The following is an 18,874-nucleotide window of genomic DNA, read 5'->3' on the forward strand; positions in this document are numbered from 1 at the left end:
TGCAGAAAAACGGACCCTTCAAAAACCTCTTCGACCAACAGTTCAATAAACACAAACACAAACAAAAAGTCGCAGAATAATAAGGGGAGGCAAGAACTGAGCGCAAAGCTCTTTTCAGGCCAAAAACCTCCTGATTGCCACGTACCGCTGAACAGAGGGCTTCCGCTTTTCACGTAATATGCGCATGTTTGACGCGCATACCGTGTGATGGTAGAATGGCGCATATCTGAGGGTAATCAAATGAATGCTCCATCTCGTAGATCGACAAATCTATCACTGGATGGCGATATGCTGTCTGAGGCGCGGGATCTGAAGATCAATCTTTCCCGCGCAGCCGAAGACGGCATTCGGGCCGCAGTCGCCAGTGCAAAAGCTGAACGCTGGAAAGCCGAAAACAAGGCCGCACTTGAGAGTTCCAACGCGTATGTCGAGCGTAATGGCTTACCGCTGGACACCTACCGACAGTTCTGATGCCAAAATACGACGTGTTCCCCAACCCGTCAGGTGAAGGGTATCTTCTGGACATCCAGAGCGATCTGCTGAGCGGGTTGAACACACGCGTCGTCGTGCCACTGCTTCCCGAAGCGACCGCGCCGATCCCAGCCACCCGGCTCAATCCCGTCTTTGATATCCAGGGCAAACCGTTTGTTATGGCAACCCAATTCATGGCTGCTGTTCCGGTGGGCCTTCTAAAATCGCCGGTCGACAACCTTGATGATCACTTTGCGCAGATCACCGCCGGCGTCGACATGCTAATGCAGGGATTCTGACAAGCTTCTGGCCCTTGGAGAACCAAGAGCCAGGAACAAGTATGACAATGAAGATCAGTCGTACAGCACTGCCGCGATCTTCGGATCGTCGATGTTGGATGCGTCGTAATAGTAGAACCCGGTATCAATCAGGGCAGGAACTTCTTCACCCTTCATCGCGGCCACAGCAGCCTTGACGGTTTCATACCCGATGCCCACGGGATTCTGAGTGATTGCACCCGCCATCAGCCCGCTTTTGATCGCATCTCTCTGGGCCTTGCCACTGTCATATCCGATGATGACCAGCCCCTCGGTCCCCAGTTCCTGCACCCCGTTCACCACACCGATGGCCGAGCCTTCGTTGGTGCCGAAGATGCCATTCAGATCGGGGTTCGCCGTCAGGATCGCTTTGGTCACCTCGGTCGATTTCAGGTGGTCACCCTGACCGTATTGAACCGTGACAACTTCGATGTCCGGGTATTTTTCGGCAATGCGATTGACGAAGCCGTCGCGCCGGTCGATGCCTGTGCGGCTGGTCTGGTCATGCGCAACAACGGCCACTTTGCCTTTGCCGCCAATCATCTCGGCCATCTTGTCCGCAGCCAGCGCAGCCGCGGCCTGATTATCCGTTGTTGCTGTTGAAACCGGAATGTCGCTGTCAACGCCACTGTCAAAAGCGATGATCGGAATGCCTTTTTCATCAGCTTGCTTAAGCAGTGGAATGGCGGCCTGGCTGTCCAGAGCGGCAAAACCGATGGCCTTGGGGTTATTGGCCAAGGCCGCCGCCAGCATGTCGATCTGACGATCCACCATGGTTTCGTTGTCCGGGCCTTCAAAGGTGATCGTGACACCGTATTCCTCGGCGGCCTGTTCCGCACCGGACTTTACCGCCTGCCAGAACTGGTGCTGAAACCCTTTGGACACCAGCGGAATATATATGTCTTCCGCCGATGACATAGTTGCAGGTATCGAAAGGCTGGCCGCACTCAGGGCCCCCAAAATGAAACGACGTGTTAGCATGTCTTCTCCTCCAGTTGGTCTTCGTTTCTGATTTTTGTGACTGTTCAACCTGTCTTCCTGCGCCGCGCCATATCGGCGTAAACGGCCAGAATGATGATCGCGCCGGTGACAACGGTCTGCCATTCCTGCGCGACGGACAGCACCCGCAAACCATTGGTCAGAACTGCCATGATCAGGGCACCGATCAGGGTTCCAAGGATTGTACCACGCCCACCGGACAGGGACGTGCCCCCGATCACGACGGCAGCGATGGCTTCCAGCTCGTAGCCAAGCCCCAGCGCGGGCTGCGCCGAATTCAGTCGCGACGCGATCAGAATTCCACCGATACCGCAGATCCCACCTGCCAGAGCGTAAATGCGCATCTTCCAAAGATCGGTATTCACCCCCGATAGGCGCACCGCCTCTTCGTTTGATCCCAGCGCAAATGTGTATCTGCCCAGAACCGTGCGCCCCAGAATGTACGAAGCTGCAATGGCAACAAGGAAAAGGATCAGCACGCCATTGGGGATCGGCAATGCGGGAAAAACCTCTCCGATCAGCGACCCGCGCGAAATCTGGTCAAAGCCCGGCGTGTCGTTGAAGTAGATGGGCCGCGTGCCGGAAATCACCAGCGACAACCCTTTTAGGATCAGCATCATACCCAGCGTGGCAATGAAGGGCGGGATTTTCATCTTGGCGACAAAGGTGCCCGAGCACAGCCCGCAGAACGCACCCGCCGCAATCGCTGCCGTAACCCCCAACAACAGTGGCATTCCGAGATAGGTCAGCACGACACCGGCGATAACGGCACAGAACGTCATCAGAGTTCCCACGGAGAGGTCGATCCCGCCAGTTATGATGACCAGTGTTGCAGCAACCGCCAGCACCCCATTGACCGATGTCGCCTGCAAGATGGCGATCATGTTCGAAGTTTGCATGAAGTTCGGCGACGCGATTGAAAACCCGATCAGCAAGGCAATCAAGCTGGCGAAGGCCAGCAGCTTTTGATAGGCGCCGCTTTCCGAGAGCCCCGCCAGTGGGCTTTTCTTTTCGATTTCCGTTGCTGAGGTCATTACGCTGTTCCTGTTATCTGCATCGCCGCCGCCCGCTGTGTCGCCAGATGCATGATGTCTTCCTGAGTGGTGGCTTTGCCGCCCGGCAAAATGCCGGTCAGTCGGCCTTCGCACATCACGGCAATGCGATGGCTTAGGCGCATGATCTCGGGCAGTTCCGACGAAATCACGATGATCGTCTTGCCCTGCCCGGCCAGTTCTTCCAGCAGCTTGTAGATTTCAGATTTTGCGCCCACGTCGATACCGCGCGTGGGCTCATCGAAAATCAGGATATCGCAATCCCGCAGCAGCCATTTGGCAATGACAACTTTCTGCTGATTGCCGCCGGACAGCAGGCGTACCTCCTGCGTGTCCGAAGGCGTGCGAATGCCCAGCTGCGTGATGTAACCCTTGGCCGTCGTGCTGATTTCACCATCGTTCAGAACACCGACACGTCCGGTGAACATATCCATCGAAGCCAAGGCAACATTGTCACGAACGCTCATCCCTGTGGCGAGGCCGAAATGCTTGCGATCCTCGGAAAGATAGCCGATGCCCGCCTTGACGGCATCGGATGGTGTCCTGATCGAGACCACCTGCCCATGCACCCGGATTTCTCCGCTATCTTTGGGATCAGCCCCGAAGATTGCCCGCGCAACTTCGGTACGTCCGGCCCCCATCAGCCCGGCAAAGCCCAGGATCTCACCCTTCAGGACCGAAAAGCTGACATCGCGGATTTCGTGACCCCGACACAGCCCGGTCACTTCCAGCGAAACCTCGGCATCGCTCAGATCGGGGGGGGCCAGCGGCTCTTCCTTGACTTCGCGACCTACCATCATCGCGATAATCTGGCTGATCGGCGTTGCTGCCGCGTCAACGGTGCCAACGTATTCTCCGTCGCGCATCACCGTAACCCGGTCAGCAATCTGCTTCAGCTCATCCATTTTGTGGCTGATATAGACAATGCCCACGCCTTCAGCCTTCAGACGGCGGATGATCACGAACAGCTCGGCAATTTCAGCATCGTTCAGGGCCGCGGTCGGTTCATCCATGATCAGAACCCTGGACCGGTAAGAAAGAGCCTTGGCGATCTCGACCATCTGTTGTTTCGCAATGGTCAGACTGCCGACCTGCGCCTTGGGGTCGAGGTTTAGGTTCATGGACGCAAAGATCTCGGCCGTATGTGCATTCAACGCAGCATCGTTCAGTCGGCCAAACCGTTTACGAGGTTCGCGGCCGATAAAAATATTCTGTGCCACTGTCAGATCATTCATCAGGCTCAGTTCCTGATGGATGATGCCGATACCCAAAGCCTGCGCCTCGCGTGGCGTGGTTGGGTTTGCATCACGTCCTTCGATTTGCAATGTGCCACCGTCGCGCTGATAAATCCCCGAGAGGATTTTCATCAGCGTGCTTTTTCCCGCGCCGTTCTCGCCCATCAGCGCATGGACTTCACCGGGCACCAGATCGAACTGCACTGATTTCAGCGCATGGACTCCGGGAAAGTGTTTCTCGATCCCCGACATGTCGACCAGTTTTTTCATTTATCCTCCCAAACACCCCTCTCCCCAAGGGGTGGTGCCGCCTACATCACCGCGCCGATTTGCCAGGGCACAAATTCGACCCCACCAAAGCCAAGTTCTTCGCTTTTTGTTTGTTCACCCGATGCGACGCGGATCAGCATTTCGAACAGCTCTTCGCCTTTTGCCTCAATGCTCACACCGTCTGTGACGATATCCCCACAGTTCAGATCCATGTCTTCCGACATCCGGGCATACATTTCGGAATTGGTAGCCAGCTTGATGCAGGGTGTTGGTTGATATCCCGAAACCGAGCCCCGCCCGGTGGTGAACACGATCAGGTTCGCGCCTGACGCTACCTGCCCCGTGACCGAGCATGGATCAAAACCGGGGCTGTCCATGAAAACAAAGCCGGCCTTGTCGATTTTCTCGCCGAACTTGTAAACACCGCGCAAGGGCGCGGTGCCGCCCTTGGCGACGGCGCCAAGCGATTTCTCAAGAATGGTCGTCAACCCGCCGCGCTTGTTGCCCGGGCTTGGGTTGTTGTTCATCTCGCCGCCGTTGCGCTGTGTATACCCCTCCCACCAGCGAATGCGTTCGATCAGCTTTTCCCCGACCTCAACGGTCTCGGCCCGCCGGGTCAAAAGGTGTTCCGCGCCATAGATTTCCGAGGTTTCGGACAGGATCGTCGTACCGCCATGCCGCACCAACAGATCCGACGCATAACCCAAAGCAGGATTGGCGGTGATCCCGGAATACCCATCCGACCCGCCGCATTGCATTCCGACCGTTATCGCACTGATCGGCGCAGGTTTGCGTTCGGCCTTGTTCGCGAGGTCGGCAATCCCGCGCAGCTCGTTCAATCCACGTTCAATGGTACGGCGTGTGCCGCCCTCACTCTGAATGGTCATGTAACGCAGCACGCCATCAGGACGGATCGGACGACCGCCAACCAGATCGGCCACCTGCATCACCTCGCAGCCCAAACCGATCAACAGGATACCGGCGAAATTCGGGTGCTGGGCATATCCCGCCAGCGTTCGAAACAACGTGGCGTAGCCTTCATCTTTGCCCGACATGCCGCATCCAGTGCCATGAACGATCGGGACGATACCGTCCACATTCGGGTACGCGTCCAATAAGCCCCGTTTCTCGGCGGCTTCGGCGATGAACCGCGCCACGGAGCCAGAGCAATTCACCGTTGTCAAAATGCCGATGTAGTTGCGCGTGCCGACCTTGCCATCGGCGCGGTGGAAGCCCTGGAAGATACGGTCGCCTGAAATCTCGGGCAGCGGCGCGTTCGCGCTTGCATATGCGTAGTCCTGCTGATGCGCCCCCATACCCAGATTATGGACATGAACATGCTCGCCCGCGGCGATATCCGCTTTGGCCTGACCTATGATCTGTCCATAGCGGATCACATTTTCACCCGCCGCAATCGGGGCGGTGGCGATCTTGTGCCCGCGTGCGATGTCCGTGGGAAGCCGTATCGATATCCCATCCGGTTGCGCGTCGGCTTTCAGGTCGCGCAACGCGATGATCACGTTGTCATCCGGGTTCAGCCGGATTGTGTCACGGGCCGGGCCTCCCGGGGTTTTGATCTCTGAAACTGGGCGCATGGATTCCCCGCTTGTTCGCCACAGAGCTACGGGGATAATCCACTCTTGTCAACTAACATGTTAGTATGATAGTTCAGATTCATGAACCACCCATACGACATTGACGCCACCCGCCTGCCCGACATTTCAACATTTGAGGGGTCGCTCGCGCAGCGCGTTTACCAATCCATCAAACAGGCGATCCTGGCATTGGATTTCCCCCCCGGCGCTAACCTTCGCAAGGCGCCGATCTGCGCGCAGTTGGGTGTGTCCCGCGCACCTGTCGCGGACGCCATAACCAGGCTTGCCGCCGAAGGGCTGGTGGATGTGGTGCCGCAATCGGGTACACGCGTGTCCTATTTCTCGATGGATGAAATTCGCGAAGGGGCCTTTCTGCGAGAGGCCCTGGAGCTGGCAACAGTGGCCAAGGTAGCGCGTGACCTGACCGAAGATCAGCGCAAAAAGCTGAGCCGCAATGTGCGCCTGCAACAGTTGTTGATCGAAGATGAAGACATTGCCGGGTTCTATCACGCAGATGAGGAATTCCACGCCCTGTTGATGGCGTTCACCGGAATGTTGCGCCTGCCGGATGTGGCACAGACCGTGTCGTTACAGGTCAGCCGCGCGCGGATGTTGCTGTTGCCGACACCCGGCCGCATCGCGGAAACACTGGCCGAACACCGGGCGATATTCGACGCCATCAGCGCCCATGACGAACGTGCGGCACAAGACGCCATGCGCCATCACCTTGGGCAACTGATGCCTCGGATCGAACGGCTGCAACAGGAAAGACCGCAACTGTTCAATTTAAACCCCCAAAACACCCGAGAGGCAGGATGACCGTTTCGCAAACCGCCCTTCTGAACAACAGGACGTCCCGGCCTGTACCGCTGACCCGTATGGGGTTTGGCGGCGCGCCATTGGGCAATCTTTATCGCAAGGTCTCGGATGCTGATGCGCAGGCTGCGTTGCAATCCGCTTTTGACGCAGGCATCCGGTTCTTCGACACCGCGCCGCAATACGGGTTGGGGCGGTCCGAGTATCGCTTTGGCGAAGCGATCAGGCGGTTTGGGCGTGAGAACATTCAGCTATCAACCAAAATCGGTCGTCTGCTGTTGGATTGCGAACCACATGAGGTGACACCCGAAGCGTTTGTAGACGTACCACAGAAACGCATTGTGTTCGACTATACCTATGACGGCGTCATGCGGTCATATGAGGCAAGCCGGGACCGGATAGGTGTTGCCAATGCGGACATTCTTCTGGTGCATGACGTCTGCGCTTTCAGTCAGGGCAGTCAGGAAATGTCAGACGCCAAAGTGCGCGAGTTGTTCGATGGCGGCGGGTACAAGGCGCTGGTTGAACTGCGCGATGCAGGTGAGATCGCTGCGATTGGCGCCGGCGTGAATGAATGGCAGGTTTGCGAAAAACTGCTGGGTCTTGGCGATTTCGACGGGTTCCTGCTGGCAGGTCGGTATACGCTTTTGGAGCAGGAAGCTTTGGACAGTTTTCTGCCACTTTGCGAGAAACGCGATGTGGGCATCATTCTGGGCGGGCCGTATAACTCAGGTATCCTCGCCACCGGACCGGTGCCTGGGGCCAAGTATAACTATTCCGATGCGCCTGAGGATATTCTTGAACGGGTGCGCAGGATCGAAACTGTCTGTGCGGCCCATGACACACCGCTGATCGCAGCCGCGCTGCAATTTGTTCTGGGACACCCCGCCGTGAAAACGGTTGTTCCGGGCGCCGTCAATGCGGCCGAGGTTCAAGCCAATGTCGCCCTGCTGGAGCGGACTATCCCCGCCCAGCTTTGGTCAGACCTGCGTACCGAAGGCCTGATCCGGCCAGATGCCCCCTTGCCCAAGGAACCTGTCAATGCTGCGTAACCTCGACCCGCTGTTGTCTCCTGAGTTGCTGTACGCCTTGCGCGCCATGGGCCATGGCGATGACATCGTTATTGCGGACGCCAATTTCCCGGGCTCCAACCTTGGGCCTGACTGCATTCGTGCGGATGGTTCAACGGCAAGTGATCTGCTTGGCGCGGTGTTGTCTGTCATGCCGCTGGACACATTCGTACCCGACCCCGCGCTGACCATGCAGGTTGTCGGTGATCCCGAAGCCGTGCCCGAGGCCGTCGCAGATTTCCAAAAGATCATCGACGCGCAGGCTGACAACCCCGCGCAAATTCAGGGTCTGGACCGGTTCGACTTCTACCAACGCGCGGCATCCGCATTTGCCATCATTCAGACCGGCGAGCTCAGGCTGTACGGCAACATCATCCTGAAGAAAGGCGTGATTGCATGAAGATCGACGCCCATCAGCATTTTTGGGCGCTGGCACGTGGTGACTATGGGTGGCTGACACCGGATTTGGGCCAGATTTACCGGGACTTCGGGCCAGGTGATCTTGCGCCATTGTTGCAAGCACAGGGCATCGACGGGACAATTCTGGTTCAGGCAGCGTCGACCGTCGCCGAAACGAAGTACCTGTTGTCACTGGCGGACAAGACACCTTTTATCAAAGGTGTGGTTGGCTGGGTCGGTTTCGACGCCCCTGATGCGCGTGCACAAATCATCAGACTAGCCACTCATCCCGCTTTGGTTGGTCTGCGGCCAATGATTCAGGATATCGCTGATCCGAACTGGATGCTCGGCGCAGCCCTGAGACCTGCCTTTGAGGCCATCCAATCTAAAGATCTGACTTTCGATGCCCTCACCCTGCCCCGGCACCTGGGGCCGTTGCGTCGCCTTCTGACACAGCACCCGGACATGCGGGTTGTGATTGACCATGGCTCGAAACCTCTGATCCGGGACGGTGCATTTGACGGGTGGGCCGAAGACATGGCCGCCATCGCGCGGGACACCAACGCGTTCTGCAAACTGTCCGGTCTTGTCACCGAAGCTGCACCTGACTGGACGGTTCGGGACCTGTACCCCTATGTGGATCACCTACTGAACACGTTCGGACCATCGCGGTTGATCTGGGGCAGCGACTGGCCGGTCTGCACATTGGCCAGCAGCTATGAACGATGGGTAGATGCAACCGACGAACTGCTAAGCGCACTTTCCTCCAATGACCGTGCGGCCATCCTTGGAGGGAATGCGGCAAAGGCTTATCACATCAGGATTTGACGGTGCCGCACCGAACCCCAAACACGCACTGCTTTGCGCCCGCTGAACCTGCCCAATCTTTTCCCTGAGGCGCGAACAACAAGGCAGTTATCCCCAACACACCACCCGGCTTCGGGAAAATCATGAGGACCAGAATGACATCGCATCAGCCTTCTGACCGACTAAAAGGCAAAACCGCATTCATCAGCGCCGCTGGGCAGGGCATCGGACGTGCCACGGCCGAACTGTTCGCAGCCGAAGGCGCGCATGTCTTTGCAAGCGACATCAACGAAACCACTTTGGCCGGGCTTTCGGAGATCGACAGGATCTCTCCAATCCATCTCGACGTGACAGACGCGCATGCCGTAAAACGTGCCGTGGCTGAATTGCCACCGTTGGATATCCTGTTCAATTGCGCGGGTTACGTGGCAAACGGCACCATTCTTGAGTGCGAAGAGGACGACTGGGATTTCAGTTTCGATCTTAATGTGAAGGCCATGTATCGCCTGATCCGTCTGACCCTGCCCGCGATGTTAAGAAACGGCGGAGGATCGATCATTAATATGTCCTCGGTCGCCTCGTCGATGAAGGGCGTTCCAAACCGATTTGTATATTGCGCATCAAAGGCTGCCGTAATTGGCCTGACCAAGTCGATCGCCGCCGATTTCGTCACGCAGGGCATCCGGTGCAATGCTATCTGCCCCGGCACCGTTGACAGCCCCAGCCTGCACGAGCGTTTGCGGGCGACGGGCGACTACGAAAAGGCGATGACGGATTTCATCGCCCGCCAGCCGATGGGGCGCATTGGGACCGCGGACGAGATTGCCGAACTGGCGCTCTACCTTGCGAGTGACAGCAGCGCATTTACCACAGGTCAGCCCTTTGCCATTGATGGCGGATGGGCGATTTAATCTGAAAGGGATCACAATATGAAACTACTGCGGTTTGGCGCCTTGGGTGCAGAAAAGCCTGGGCTACTGCACGACGATGGCACAATTCGCGACCTGTCAGGCGTCATCGACGATATATCGGGTGATGTTCTGAGCGACGAAGGTTTGGCGCGACTGCGCACGCTGGATGCACAGGATTTGCCGAAGGTTGAAGGCAACACCCGTTTAGGGGCGTGTGTCGGCCATGTGGGCAAATTCATTTGCATCGGCCTGAACTATGCCGACCACGCGGCAGAAAGCGGTATGGAGTTGCCGCAGGAACCTGTGATCTTTTTCAAGGCGACATCGGCCATTGTCGGGCCGAATGACACGGTAGAAATCCCGCGCGGGTCCGTCAAGACCGACTGGGAGGTCGAGTTGGGCGTGGTGATCGGCAAGGAAGCGAAATACATCTCCGAGGCCGAAGCGATGGATCACGTCGCGGGCTATTGTGTGGTCAATGACCTGTCAGAACGTGATTTTCAGCTTCACCGCTCGGGGCAGTGGGTCAAGGGCAAGTCGGCAGACACATTCGGCCCCATCGGTCCATGGCTGGTGACGCGGGACGAGGTTGCAGACCCTCAGAATCTGCCGATGTATCTTGAGGTCAACGGCCACCGTTATCAGGACGGCTCGACCCGGACGATGCACTTCGGGGTGGCAACTGTGATCTCACACCTGTCGCAATTCATGTCCCTGCAACCGGGCGATGTGATCTCGACCGGAACTCCGCCGGGTGTGGGCATGGGGCAAAACCCGCAAGTCTATCTGAAACCCGGCGACACGATGGAATTGGGCATCGAAGGCCTGGGTGTTCAAAAACAGAATGTGATCGCGGGATAATCGGGCACTATCAGATGTCTGCCCGAACACAATATCAGGCGAGGTTTCCCTCGCCTGACGATTTTTGACTTAGGCTACCAGATCGAACCGGTCGTTGGTCATGACCTTTGTCCAGGCCGCCACGAAGTCCCGCACGAACTTCTGGGCATTATCGTCCTGGGCATAGACCTCGGCGTAGCCACGCAGGATCGAGTTCGAGCCGAAGACCAGATCCGCGCTGGTAGCGGTGAACCTGACCTCGCCCGAGGCGCGATCACGCAGCTCATATGTGCCGCCGTCAACCGGGTGCCAGCTGAGCGACATATCCGTCAGGTTGACGAAGAAGTCGGTGGTCAACTGACCCACGCGATCCGTGAAGACCCCATGCGCCGAGCCGCCATGATTGGCGCCCAGCACACGCAGGCCACCCACCAGAACCGTCATTTCGGCTGCGGTCAGACCCAGCAGTTGCGCGCGGTCCAGCATCATCGCCTCGGGTGATACCGCGTATTCCTTCAGCTGCCAGTTTCTGAACCCGTCCGCCAGCGGCTCCAGCACCGAGAAGCTGTCGGCATCGGTCTGCTCATCCGTTGCGTCGCCGCGACCAGCCGAGAACGGAACCGTCACGTCAAAGCCTGCGGCTTTGATCGACTGTTCCAGACCAACGTTACCCGCCAGAACGATCACGTCGGCGATCGAGGCCCCGGTTTCCGCTGCAATCGGCTCCAGCACGCCCAGCACTTTTGCCAGACGTTCGGGCTCGTTCCCTGCCCAGTCTTTCTGCGGTGCCAGACGGATACGCGCACCATTTGCTCCGCCGCGTTTGTCCGAGCCACGGAAGGTACGGGCACTGTCCCACGCGGTGGTGATCATCTCGACCGCGGTCAGACCACTGTCGGCGATCTTTGCTTTGACGGCATCGACGTCATACCCGGTCGAACCGACAGGGATCGGGTCCTGCCAGATCAGCTCTTCTGACGGGACGTCTGGGCCATAGTAGTTGACACGTGGCCCCATATCGCGGTGGGTCAGCTTGAACCACGCGCGGGCAAAAGTGTCAGCAAAGTAATCCGGGTCAGCCATGAACTTCTGACAGATCGCGTTGTAAATAGGATCGATCTTCATTGCCATGTCCGCATCGGTCATGACCGGCATACGCCGAACCGAAGGGTCGGTCGGGTCGACCGGCTTTTCCTCTTCCGGCATGTCGATGGGCTGCCACTGTTGTGCACCCGCGGGCGATTTACCCAATTCCCACTCATAGCCGAACAGGTAATCGAAAAAGCCCATATCGAATTTGGTCGGGTTTTTCGTCCACGCACCCTCGATACCAGACGTGAACGCGTTGGTTGCCTTGCCGTTTTGATCGGGGTTGTCCCATCCCAGACCCTGAGCGGAAACCGGGCAGGCTTCGGGTTCGGCGCCGATATGATCACCCGCCATCGCGCCATGCGCTTTGCCGACCGTGTGACCACCACAGGTCAACGCGGCGGTCTCTTCGTCATTCATCGCCATGCGGGCAAAGGTTTCACGGATGTGCAGCGCAGTTCTTGCTGGATCCGGGTTGCCGTTCACACCTTCTGGGTTCACATAGATCAGGCCCATATGCACCGCACCCAGCGGGTTTTCCAGCGTTCCGGGAGTTTCCAGATCGCCATAGCGGTTCTCGGACGGGGCCAGCCACTGGTTTTCCGACCCCCAATAGACGTCTTTTTCCGGGCCCCAGATATCTTCGCGGCCAAAGCCAAAGCCAAAGGTCTTCAGACCCATGGATTCGTAGGCAACCGTTCCCGACAAAACAATCAGGTCTGCCCAGGACAGCGCGTTGCCGTATTTCTTTTTCACCGGCCAGAGCAGACGGCGCGCTTTATCAAGGCTGGCATTGTCCGGCCAAGAGTTCAGCGGTGCAAAACGGATGTTGCCCGAACCTGCGCCGCCGCGACCATCCCCCAGGCGGTACGACCCGGCAGAGTGCCACGCCAGTCGGATCATCAGGCCGCCATAGTGGCCCCAATCGGCTGGCCACCAGTCCTGACTGTCGGTCAGCAACGCTTCGACGTCAGCACGAACAGCATTGAAATCCAGCCCTTTGACCGCTTCGCGGTGGTTGTAATCCGCGTCCATCGGGTTGGTGCGGGTGTCGTGCTGGCTCAGAATGTCCAGGTTCAGCGCATCCGGCCACCATTTGGTGACAGAGTTGCCTGTGCCCGTGTTCCCGCCATGCAAGACTGGGCAGCCGCCGGATTGATGATTGTGGGGATTGCCGTCCATTGTAAATCTCCTGAGTATTTACTGAGGGGTTCAGATGTCTTGACTCGTATCCCACAGTTTCGATAATTGGAAATTTGTAATTACTATCATTGTGATTAGTTTTTTCTATGAAGTCACTCACGCTTAAACACCTGCGCTACTTTGAAGCGCTTGCCACCTACCGCCATTTTGGCAAAGCCGCGGCGGCCAGCGCGATTTCGCAACCCGCGCTTTCCATACAAATCAAAGAGCTGGAGGCCATCATGGGTGGCCCCTTGGTCGAACGCGCAGCGCGCGAGACGCGCCTGACCGCGCTTGGCGAAGATGTCCTAAAACATGGCCGCGAAATCCTGACGCGGGTCGAAGATTTGGGGAATCTTGTGCAATCTTCCGCTGGTCCCTTGTCGGGTCGCATCAGAATCGGGGTCATCCCCACGGTCGCGCCTTACTTGCTGCCATCAATCATCAAGGCACTGTCGCAACGATTCCCACAGCTGACGATCGAGCCCAAAGAGACCATCACCCAAACCCTGATCGGCGAAATTTTGGACTCAAGACTGGATTTTGCCGTTGTCGCTTTGCCAGTATCGGAGCCCAGCCTTCGGGAATTTTCGTTGTTTAACGAAGACTTTCTGCTGGTTCGCCCGGCGCGGGACGCCGGGTTGCCAATGCCAAGTTCGTCACAGCTCAGAACGATGCGGCTGTTGTTGCTGGAAGAAGGGCATTGTTTCAGAGATCAGGCGCTTTCCTTCTGTTCGATCCGCAATATCGAACCGCAGCACATTATGGAGGGCAGTTCTCTGTCCACACTGGTACAGATGGTCGGGGCGGGCATCGGTGTGACGCTGATACCGGAAATGGCCGTGGGGCTGGAAACCCGGTCTGCCGACGTGTCCATCGCCCGCTTTCAGGACACCCCACCAACCCGAACCATCGGCCTGATCTGGCGAAAGACCAACCCGCTGGGCGAAAACCTTCTGAAAATCGGTGCAATTATTCGCAAAACCGCAGAAGAAAACGCGGGAGGCATGGGGCAAATGAAACCGGAACCAAACGCCTGATCATAACCCGCATTAATGCTATGCGCGGCAATTACCCGGAAAACACATCATAAGCCTTCAGCGCTTTGGCGCTGTAAGCATAAGACGGCCCGCCGCCCATATAGGTCGCCATCGCCAAGGCCTCGCACATCTCGTCTCGGGTTGCACCCAGCCGGACAAGGGAACGCACGTGAAACCCTATGCAACTGTCGCAGCGGGTCGCAATGGCGATGCCAAGGGCCATGAATTCCTTGGTTTTCTCACTTAGTGCGCCATTGGTCTTGGCGGCCTTGCCCATGATGCCAAAGCCGCGCACGGTTTCGGGCACTTCCTTTGAAAAAGTTCCGATATTGGCCTCGGTCTCGGCCATGAAAGCTTTCCAGTCCATATCCATTCTCCTTATCCGCGCTCGTCCGCGCCCATGCGACGCTCCAGCCAGCGCACACCCGTACTGATGATCAGAACCAGGATCAGGTATTCAAAGATCAACAGGGTATAGATTTCCAACGGGCGGTATTCGGTAACCACCAGCTCATTCGCGCGGCGGGTCAGTTCCTGCATCCCGATGACGCTGGCGAATGCACTCATCTTGACGATGTAGATGAACTGGTTTGCCAAGGGCGGCAGAATGCGCCGGATTGCCTGCGGCAGGATCACGTAGCGCATGGTCTGCACATAGTTCAGCCCGATGGTCTGCGCCGCTTCGCTTTGACCGCGCGCAATGGATTGAATGCCTGCGCGGTAAATTTCCGCAGTGAAGGCGCTGTCGGAAATCGCCAGGGTGATGATTGCACCCCAGAACGGGTCAATTGGTACGTTCATGCCCATCGACTTGAACACGATGGGCAAGCCGTAAAAGACCCAAAACAGCATCGGCAGCAAGGGAATGGCCCGAATGAATTCAACGTAAACACGGTTGACCAGCCGCCAGCCACGTTTTTCGGACAATCCCGGCAGGGCCACCAGCAATCCGATGACGATCGACAGCACGGCGGCGATCAGTGAAATCTGAATCGTTGAACCCATCCCCGAGATCAGGAATTTCACATTGATCCACCCCGATGCTGTAGTCGGGTCGATCACATACCAGCCCCAGGTCTGGGATGAAGAACAGCCTGCCAGCAGCAAAGGTACGACTAGTAGAAGTTTTTTCATCTGCCCCTCTCAGTGCTGCAGAATCTGAGACAGGAATTTGCGACAGCGGTCTGACTGAGGGTTGGTAAAGAAATGCTCCGGCTTGCCTTCTTCGACAATCTCACCGGCATCCATGAAGACCATCTTGTCGGCAACTTTGCGGGCAAATCCCATTTCGTGGGTCACAACCACCATGGTCATGCCCTCATTTGCCAGTTCAACCATAACTTCCAACACTTCCGAGATCATCTCGGGGTCCAGAGCCGACGTGGGTTCATCGAACAACAGCGCGCGCGGTTCCATGCACAAGGATCGTGCAATCGCTACGCGTTGCTGCTGGCCACCAGACAACTGCATGGGCTTTTTGTCCGCCTGATCGGGGATATGTACCCGATCCAGATAATGGCGCGCTTTTTCCTCCGCGTCCTTCCGGCTCAGGCCGCGCGCTTTGATCGGACCCAAAGTCAGGTTTTCCAAAACGGTCAAATGCGGAAACAGATTGAATTGCTGGAACACCATTCCGACATCGGACCGTATGGTTGCCGTAGACTTGGCGTCATCCGACAGCTCAACCCCATCTATCCGAATGATACCTTTCTGGTGTTTTTCCAACCGGTTGATACACCGAACGACCGTGGATTTGCCTGACCCCGAAGGCCCGCAAATCACCACCTTTTCGCCGCTGCTGACCGTCAGGTTGATGTCCTTGAGAACGTGAAATGTGTCATACCACTTATTCACGCCCACAAGCTCGATTGCGGCGCCTGCCATAAGCTGAACTGCCCCCGTTTTTGCCCCATAGTAATATTTTCTTGAGGTTATCTTTCCCTTTGGACTGAAATCAATGAGGATTGCAATCACAAGGTCGTAACGCCACCAACGGGAGATACCTATGAGCGTTTTTTGGAAAGCCGCGGCGGTTGCCGTGTTGGGGCTTGTATTGTCCGGTTCCGCACAGGCGCAATCTGCGCTGAACGAGGTGCTGGATTCCGGCGTTCTCAAGGTTGGGACCACAGGTGACTGGAACCCGATGACACTGCGCGACCCGGCAACCAACAGCTACAAAGGATACGACATCGACATCATGAATGCATTGGCCGCCGATCTTGGAGTTGAGGTCGAATTTGTCCCCACCGACTGGAAAACACTGGTGAATGGTGTGGTCGCGGGCAAGTACCACCTGACCGGGTCGGCATCGATTTCGCCACCGCGCATGAAAGTTGCGGGTTTTTCGGACAGCTATATTTCGGTCGAACTTTTTCCCTACACCACCAAGGACAAGGCTGACAAATTCGACGGGTATGACTCGATCAACCAGACCGGTGTGAAAGTCGCGACGACTTTGGGCACCACATTCGAAAAACGGGTCCGCGAGTGGTTCCCGAACGCCGAGATCAAGGTGGTTGAGGCCCCGGCCCGCGGGTATCAGGAAGTAATCGCCGGTCGTGCTGATGTATTCATAACGTCGAACATCGAGGGCTCGACCCTAGAGGAGAAGTTTCCTGTTATCCGCGTGAAAAACGCCGGTCCACGGTCACCTTCGCCGATTGCGATGATCCTGCCACAAGGCGACCAGATCTGGATAAATTATGTAAACAACTGGATCGAAGTGAAAAAAGCGGAAGGCTTTTTTGAAGCAAACCGCGAGAAATGGGGGCTCTGACGCCTTCAAGGACGTGCGGATTTTCTAACGCCCGGTCCTATGGCCCGGGCGTTTTCGCTGGCCATCTGGTTTTTCAGAAAAGAGGATGCAGACACGCGACCTGATGAATTTCATCATCCAGTTCAGGCAATGTTTGCCTGCACTGTTCAGTCGCGAGCCAGCATCGTTGCGCAAAAGCGCACCCTTTCGGGATGTTCATGGGTGACGGCAACTCGCCTTCCAGCTTGATCCGCTCTTTCCGGGCATCCGGGTCGGCACGGGGCGTCGTGGAGAGCAACGCCTTGGAGTACGGATGTCGGGGTGCCGCGAACAGCTGCTCTTTCGGACCTTTTTCGACCGCGCGCCCCAGATACATGACAATCACGTCGTCAGCGAAATGCCGGACAACCGACAAGTCATGTGAAATGAACAGGTAGGCCAAGTTCAGCCGTTCCTGAAGATCGACCAGCAAGTTCAGGATCTGCGATTGAATCGACACATCCAGTGCCGAGACAGGTTCATCCAGAACCAGCACCTTGGGGTCCAGCATAAGCGCCCGCGCAATGGCGATCCGCTGGCGCTGCCCACCCGAGAACATATGCGGATAGCGGTCATAATGTTCCGGGCGCAGGCCTACCATCTCGATCATCTTGCGTGCCTGCATTTCACGGTCGGCGGCCGTCATCTGTGGCCGGTTGATGATCAACGGTTCTTGCAGGATCTGGCCGATGCGCTGACGCGGATTCAACGAGCTATATGGGTCTTGAAAAACGATCTGCACCGTCTCTCGCATCTTGCTCCATTGCGAAGGGGTGATGTCGACCCCGTTGATCGTCAGACTGCCCGAGGTTGGTTCTTCGATCATTGTGATCAGTCTGGCCAGCGTAGACTTTCCACAGCCTGACTCTCCGACAATGGCCAGTGTTTTTCCCGGTTGCAGGTCGAAATCCACCCCCGACAGCGCCTTTACGGTTGCAGGTTTGGACAACAACCCGCCCTTGACCGTGTAATACCGGGCCAGGGCGTTGGCCTGAACGATAGGTGTGGTCATACCAGCTCTCCGGCGGCAATCTTTTCAACATGGTGACAGCGCGCCTTGCCATATCCCTCGGCATGAGGGGTCGGCGGGGTTTGGGCGCAGGTCGCATCGGCAAAGCGGCACCGTGGGCTGAAAAGGCATCCTTTTGGCCTGTCGAATTGCCCCGGAACAACACCTGGTATCGTCGGAAGAATCTTGGACGTCGCCCGTTCCGGCAAAGCACTTAGCAGGGCCGTGGTGTAGGGATGGCGGGGAGTTCGGAACAAATCCCTGACAGGCTGTTCTTCAACCTTTTGCCCGGCATATTGCACCTGAACCCGCTCGGCGGTTTCCGCAACGACGCCCATGTCATGGGTGATCAGAACAAGGCCCATGTCATGCTCATCACGCAACCGGATCAGCAGATCCAGAATCTGCGCCTGAATGGTCACGTCCAGTGCCGTGGTCGGTTCATCCGCGATCAGCAGCTTGGGCTTGCAGGCAATGGCCATCGCGATCACAACCCGTTGGTTCATGCCCCCTGACATCTGATGCGGAAAGGTATTCAGACGGCTTTCAGGCGCGGGAATGCCAACCTGATCGAACAATTCGACCGCACGCTCATGACGCTCTTTTCGGTTCAGGCCCAGGTGGATGCGCAATGCCTCTTTGATCTGGAACCCGACAGTAAAACAGGGGTTCAACGAGGACATCGGTTCCTGAAAGATCATCGCCATGTCCTTGCCAATGATTTTGCGCCGTTCGCGGGCCGAGATACCGGACAGGTCACGGCCCTCAAAGCTCATCTCATCGGCGGTGATCGTGGCGGTCCAGGGCAGCAGGCCCATCAGTGCCAGCATCGACACGGACTTGCCTGAACCGCTTTCGCCAACGATGGCCAGCAATTCGCCTTTGTCGACCGACAGATCGACACCGTCCACGGCGCGGAAACTGCCCGAAGATGTGGCGAACTCGACAGTCAGATTACGGATCTGCAAAAGGCTCATG

The 18,874-nt window shown here is 57.1% G+C and carries 20 protein-coding genes; 10 read left to right on the top strand and 10 right to left on the bottom strand.

Annotation, left to right across the window (positions count from 1 at the left end):
* The first annotated feature begins 240 nt into the window (after positions 1-240).
* Together ACR0ES_RS18355 and ACR0ES_RS18360 are read left to right on the top strand one after the other, a co-directional pair.
* Positions 241-471, top strand: coding sequence for a type II toxin-antitoxin system CcdA family antitoxin (locus tag ACR0ES_RS18355; protein ID WP_480871459.1), 231 nt, complete (start codon positions 241-243; stop codon positions 469-471).
* A complete protein-coding gene (locus ACR0ES_RS18360; RefSeq protein WP_480871460.1) occupies positions 471-770 on the top strand; it encodes a CcdB family protein in 300 nt (99 codons plus the stop codon). Before ACR0ES_RS18355 ends, ACR0ES_RS18360 begins: the two co-directional genes overlap by 1 nt.
* Positions 771-824: 54 nt before the next feature.
* Here ACR0ES_RS18360 and ACR0ES_RS18365 read toward each other — a convergent pair whose 3' ends face one another.
* Genes ACR0ES_RS18365 through ACR0ES_RS18380 form a run of 4 tightly spaced genes read right to left on the bottom strand, consistent with a single transcriptional unit; the run spans position 825 to position 5,939 of the window.
* Positions 825-1,769: a substrate-binding domain-containing protein gene (locus ACR0ES_RS18365; protein WP_480871461.1), complete on the bottom strand. Its 945-nt coding sequence runs from the start codon at positions 1,767-1,769 to the stop codon at positions 825-827.
* A gap of 44 nt (positions 1,770-1,813) precedes the next feature.
* Positions 1,814-2,821 carry an ABC transporter permease gene (locus tag ACR0ES_RS18370; protein WP_480588693.1) on the bottom strand — a complete coding sequence of 336 codons (1,008 nt, stop codon included), beginning with the start codon at positions 2,819-2,821 and terminating at the stop codon, positions 1,814-1,816.
* Entirely contained in the window at positions 2,821-4,344 is a 1,524-nt protein-coding gene (locus ACR0ES_RS18375) for a sugar ABC transporter ATP-binding protein (protein WP_480488852.1), read from the bottom strand. Before ACR0ES_RS18375 ends, ACR0ES_RS18370 begins: the two co-directional genes overlap by 1 nt.
* A 41-nt stretch (positions 4,345-4,385) precedes the next feature.
* Positions 4,386-5,939 carry a UxaA family hydrolase gene (locus ACR0ES_RS18380; RefSeq protein WP_480484661.1) on the bottom strand — a complete coding sequence of 518 codons (1,554 nt, stop codon included), beginning with the start codon at positions 5,937-5,939 and terminating at the stop codon, positions 4,386-4,388.
* Between the two features lie 81 nt (positions 5,940-6,020).
* Here ACR0ES_RS18380 and ACR0ES_RS18385 point away from each other — a divergent pair, with 81 nt between their 5' ends.
* The 6 genes from ACR0ES_RS18385 (at position 6,021) to ACR0ES_RS18410 (ending at position 10,803) form a co-directional block, all read left to right on the top strand.
* A complete protein-coding gene (locus tag ACR0ES_RS18385) occupies positions 6,021-6,758 on the top strand; it encodes a GntR family transcriptional regulator (protein WP_209599029.1) in 738 nt (245 codons plus the stop codon).
* On the top strand, positions 6,755-7,807 hold the full coding sequence (locus ACR0ES_RS18390) for an aldo/keto reductase (RefSeq protein ID WP_480871462.1): 1,053 nt from the start codon (positions 6,755-6,757) through the stop codon (positions 7,805-7,807). Before ACR0ES_RS18385 ends, ACR0ES_RS18390 begins: the two co-directional genes overlap by 4 nt.
* A complete protein-coding gene (locus ACR0ES_RS18395) occupies positions 7,797-8,225 on the top strand; it encodes an RbsD/FucU family protein (protein ID WP_480871463.1) in 429 nt (142 codons plus the stop codon). Before ACR0ES_RS18390 ends, ACR0ES_RS18395 begins: the two co-directional genes overlap by 11 nt.
* Positions 8,222-9,052, top strand: a complete 831-nt coding sequence (locus tag ACR0ES_RS18400; protein ID WP_480484657.1) for an amidohydrolase family protein — start codon at positions 8,222-8,224, stop codon at positions 9,050-9,052. Before ACR0ES_RS18395 ends, ACR0ES_RS18400 begins: the two co-directional genes overlap by 4 nt.
* A 134-nt stretch (positions 9,053-9,186) precedes the next feature.
* The gene (locus ACR0ES_RS18405; RefSeq protein WP_480871464.1) at positions 9,187-9,942 is read left to right on the top strand and encodes an SDR family oxidoreductase; all 756 of its coding nucleotides are present in this window, start codon (positions 9,187-9,189) and stop codon (positions 9,940-9,942) included.
* A gap of 18 nt (positions 9,943-9,960) precedes the next feature.
* A complete protein-coding gene (locus tag ACR0ES_RS18410) occupies positions 9,961-10,803 on the top strand; it encodes a fumarylacetoacetate hydrolase family protein (protein WP_480871465.1) in 843 nt (280 codons plus the stop codon).
* A gap of 69 nt (positions 10,804-10,872) precedes the next feature.
* On the opposite strand, the gene katG is transcribed toward ACR0ES_RS18410, so the two are convergent.
* Entirely contained in the window at positions 10,873-13,053 is a 2,181-nt protein-coding gene (katG, locus tag ACR0ES_RS18415) for a catalase/peroxidase HPI (RefSeq protein ID WP_480484654.1), read from the bottom strand.
* Positions 13,054-13,160: 107 nt separating this feature from the next.
* Here katG and ACR0ES_RS18420 point away from each other — a divergent pair, with 107 nt between their 5' ends.
* Positions 13,161-14,093 (top strand): hydrogen peroxide-inducible genes activator, encoded by a 933-nt coding sequence (locus ACR0ES_RS18420; protein WP_480484653.1) that lies wholly within the window; start codon positions 13,161-13,163, stop codon positions 14,091-14,093.
* A gap of 31 nt (positions 14,094-14,124) precedes the next feature.
* Here ACR0ES_RS18420 and ACR0ES_RS18425 read toward each other — a convergent pair whose 3' ends face one another.
* From ACR0ES_RS18425 to ACR0ES_RS18435, 3 genes are read right to left on the bottom strand one after another with little or no spacing between them, the layout of a single operon-like run.
* Complete coding sequence (locus ACR0ES_RS18425) at positions 14,125-14,460, bottom strand: carboxymuconolactone decarboxylase family protein (protein WP_209599036.1); 336 nt, start codon at positions 14,458-14,460, stop codon at positions 14,125-14,127.
* 11 nt (positions 14,461-14,471) lie between these two features.
* The gene (locus ACR0ES_RS18430) at positions 14,472-15,227 is read right to left on the bottom strand and encodes an amino acid ABC transporter permease (protein WP_480833311.1); all 756 of its coding nucleotides are present in this window, start codon (positions 15,225-15,227) and stop codon (positions 14,472-14,474) included.
* 9 nt (positions 15,228-15,236) lie between these two features.
* Positions 15,237-15,977, bottom strand: coding sequence for an amino acid ABC transporter ATP-binding protein (locus ACR0ES_RS18435; protein WP_480833310.1), 741 nt, complete (start codon positions 15,975-15,977; stop codon positions 15,237-15,239).
* Between the two features lie 121 nt (positions 15,978-16,098).
* Between ACR0ES_RS18435 and ACR0ES_RS18440 the strand changes: the two genes are divergently transcribed.
* Positions 16,099-16,869: a transporter substrate-binding domain-containing protein gene (locus tag ACR0ES_RS18440; protein WP_480607278.1), complete on the top strand. Its 771-nt coding sequence runs from the start codon at positions 16,099-16,101 to the stop codon at positions 16,867-16,869.
* 73 nt (positions 16,870-16,942) lie between these two features.
* Here ACR0ES_RS18440 and ACR0ES_RS18445 read toward each other — a convergent pair whose 3' ends face one another.
* Both ACR0ES_RS18445 and ACR0ES_RS18450 read right to left on the bottom strand, forming a co-directional pair.
* The gene (locus ACR0ES_RS18445; RefSeq protein WP_480871466.1) at positions 16,943-17,899 is read right to left on the bottom strand and encodes a dipeptide ABC transporter ATP-binding protein; all 957 of its coding nucleotides are present in this window, start codon (positions 17,897-17,899) and stop codon (positions 16,943-16,945) included.
* Positions 17,896-18,873 carry an ABC transporter ATP-binding protein gene (locus ACR0ES_RS18450; RefSeq protein ID WP_480871467.1) on the bottom strand — a complete coding sequence of 326 codons (978 nt, stop codon included), beginning with the start codon at positions 18,871-18,873 and terminating at the stop codon, positions 17,896-17,898. Before ACR0ES_RS18450 ends, ACR0ES_RS18445 begins: the two co-directional genes overlap by 4 nt.
* Position 18,874: the final 1 nt, after the last annotated feature.

The organism is Ruegeria sp. N7 (assembly GCF_056531345.1).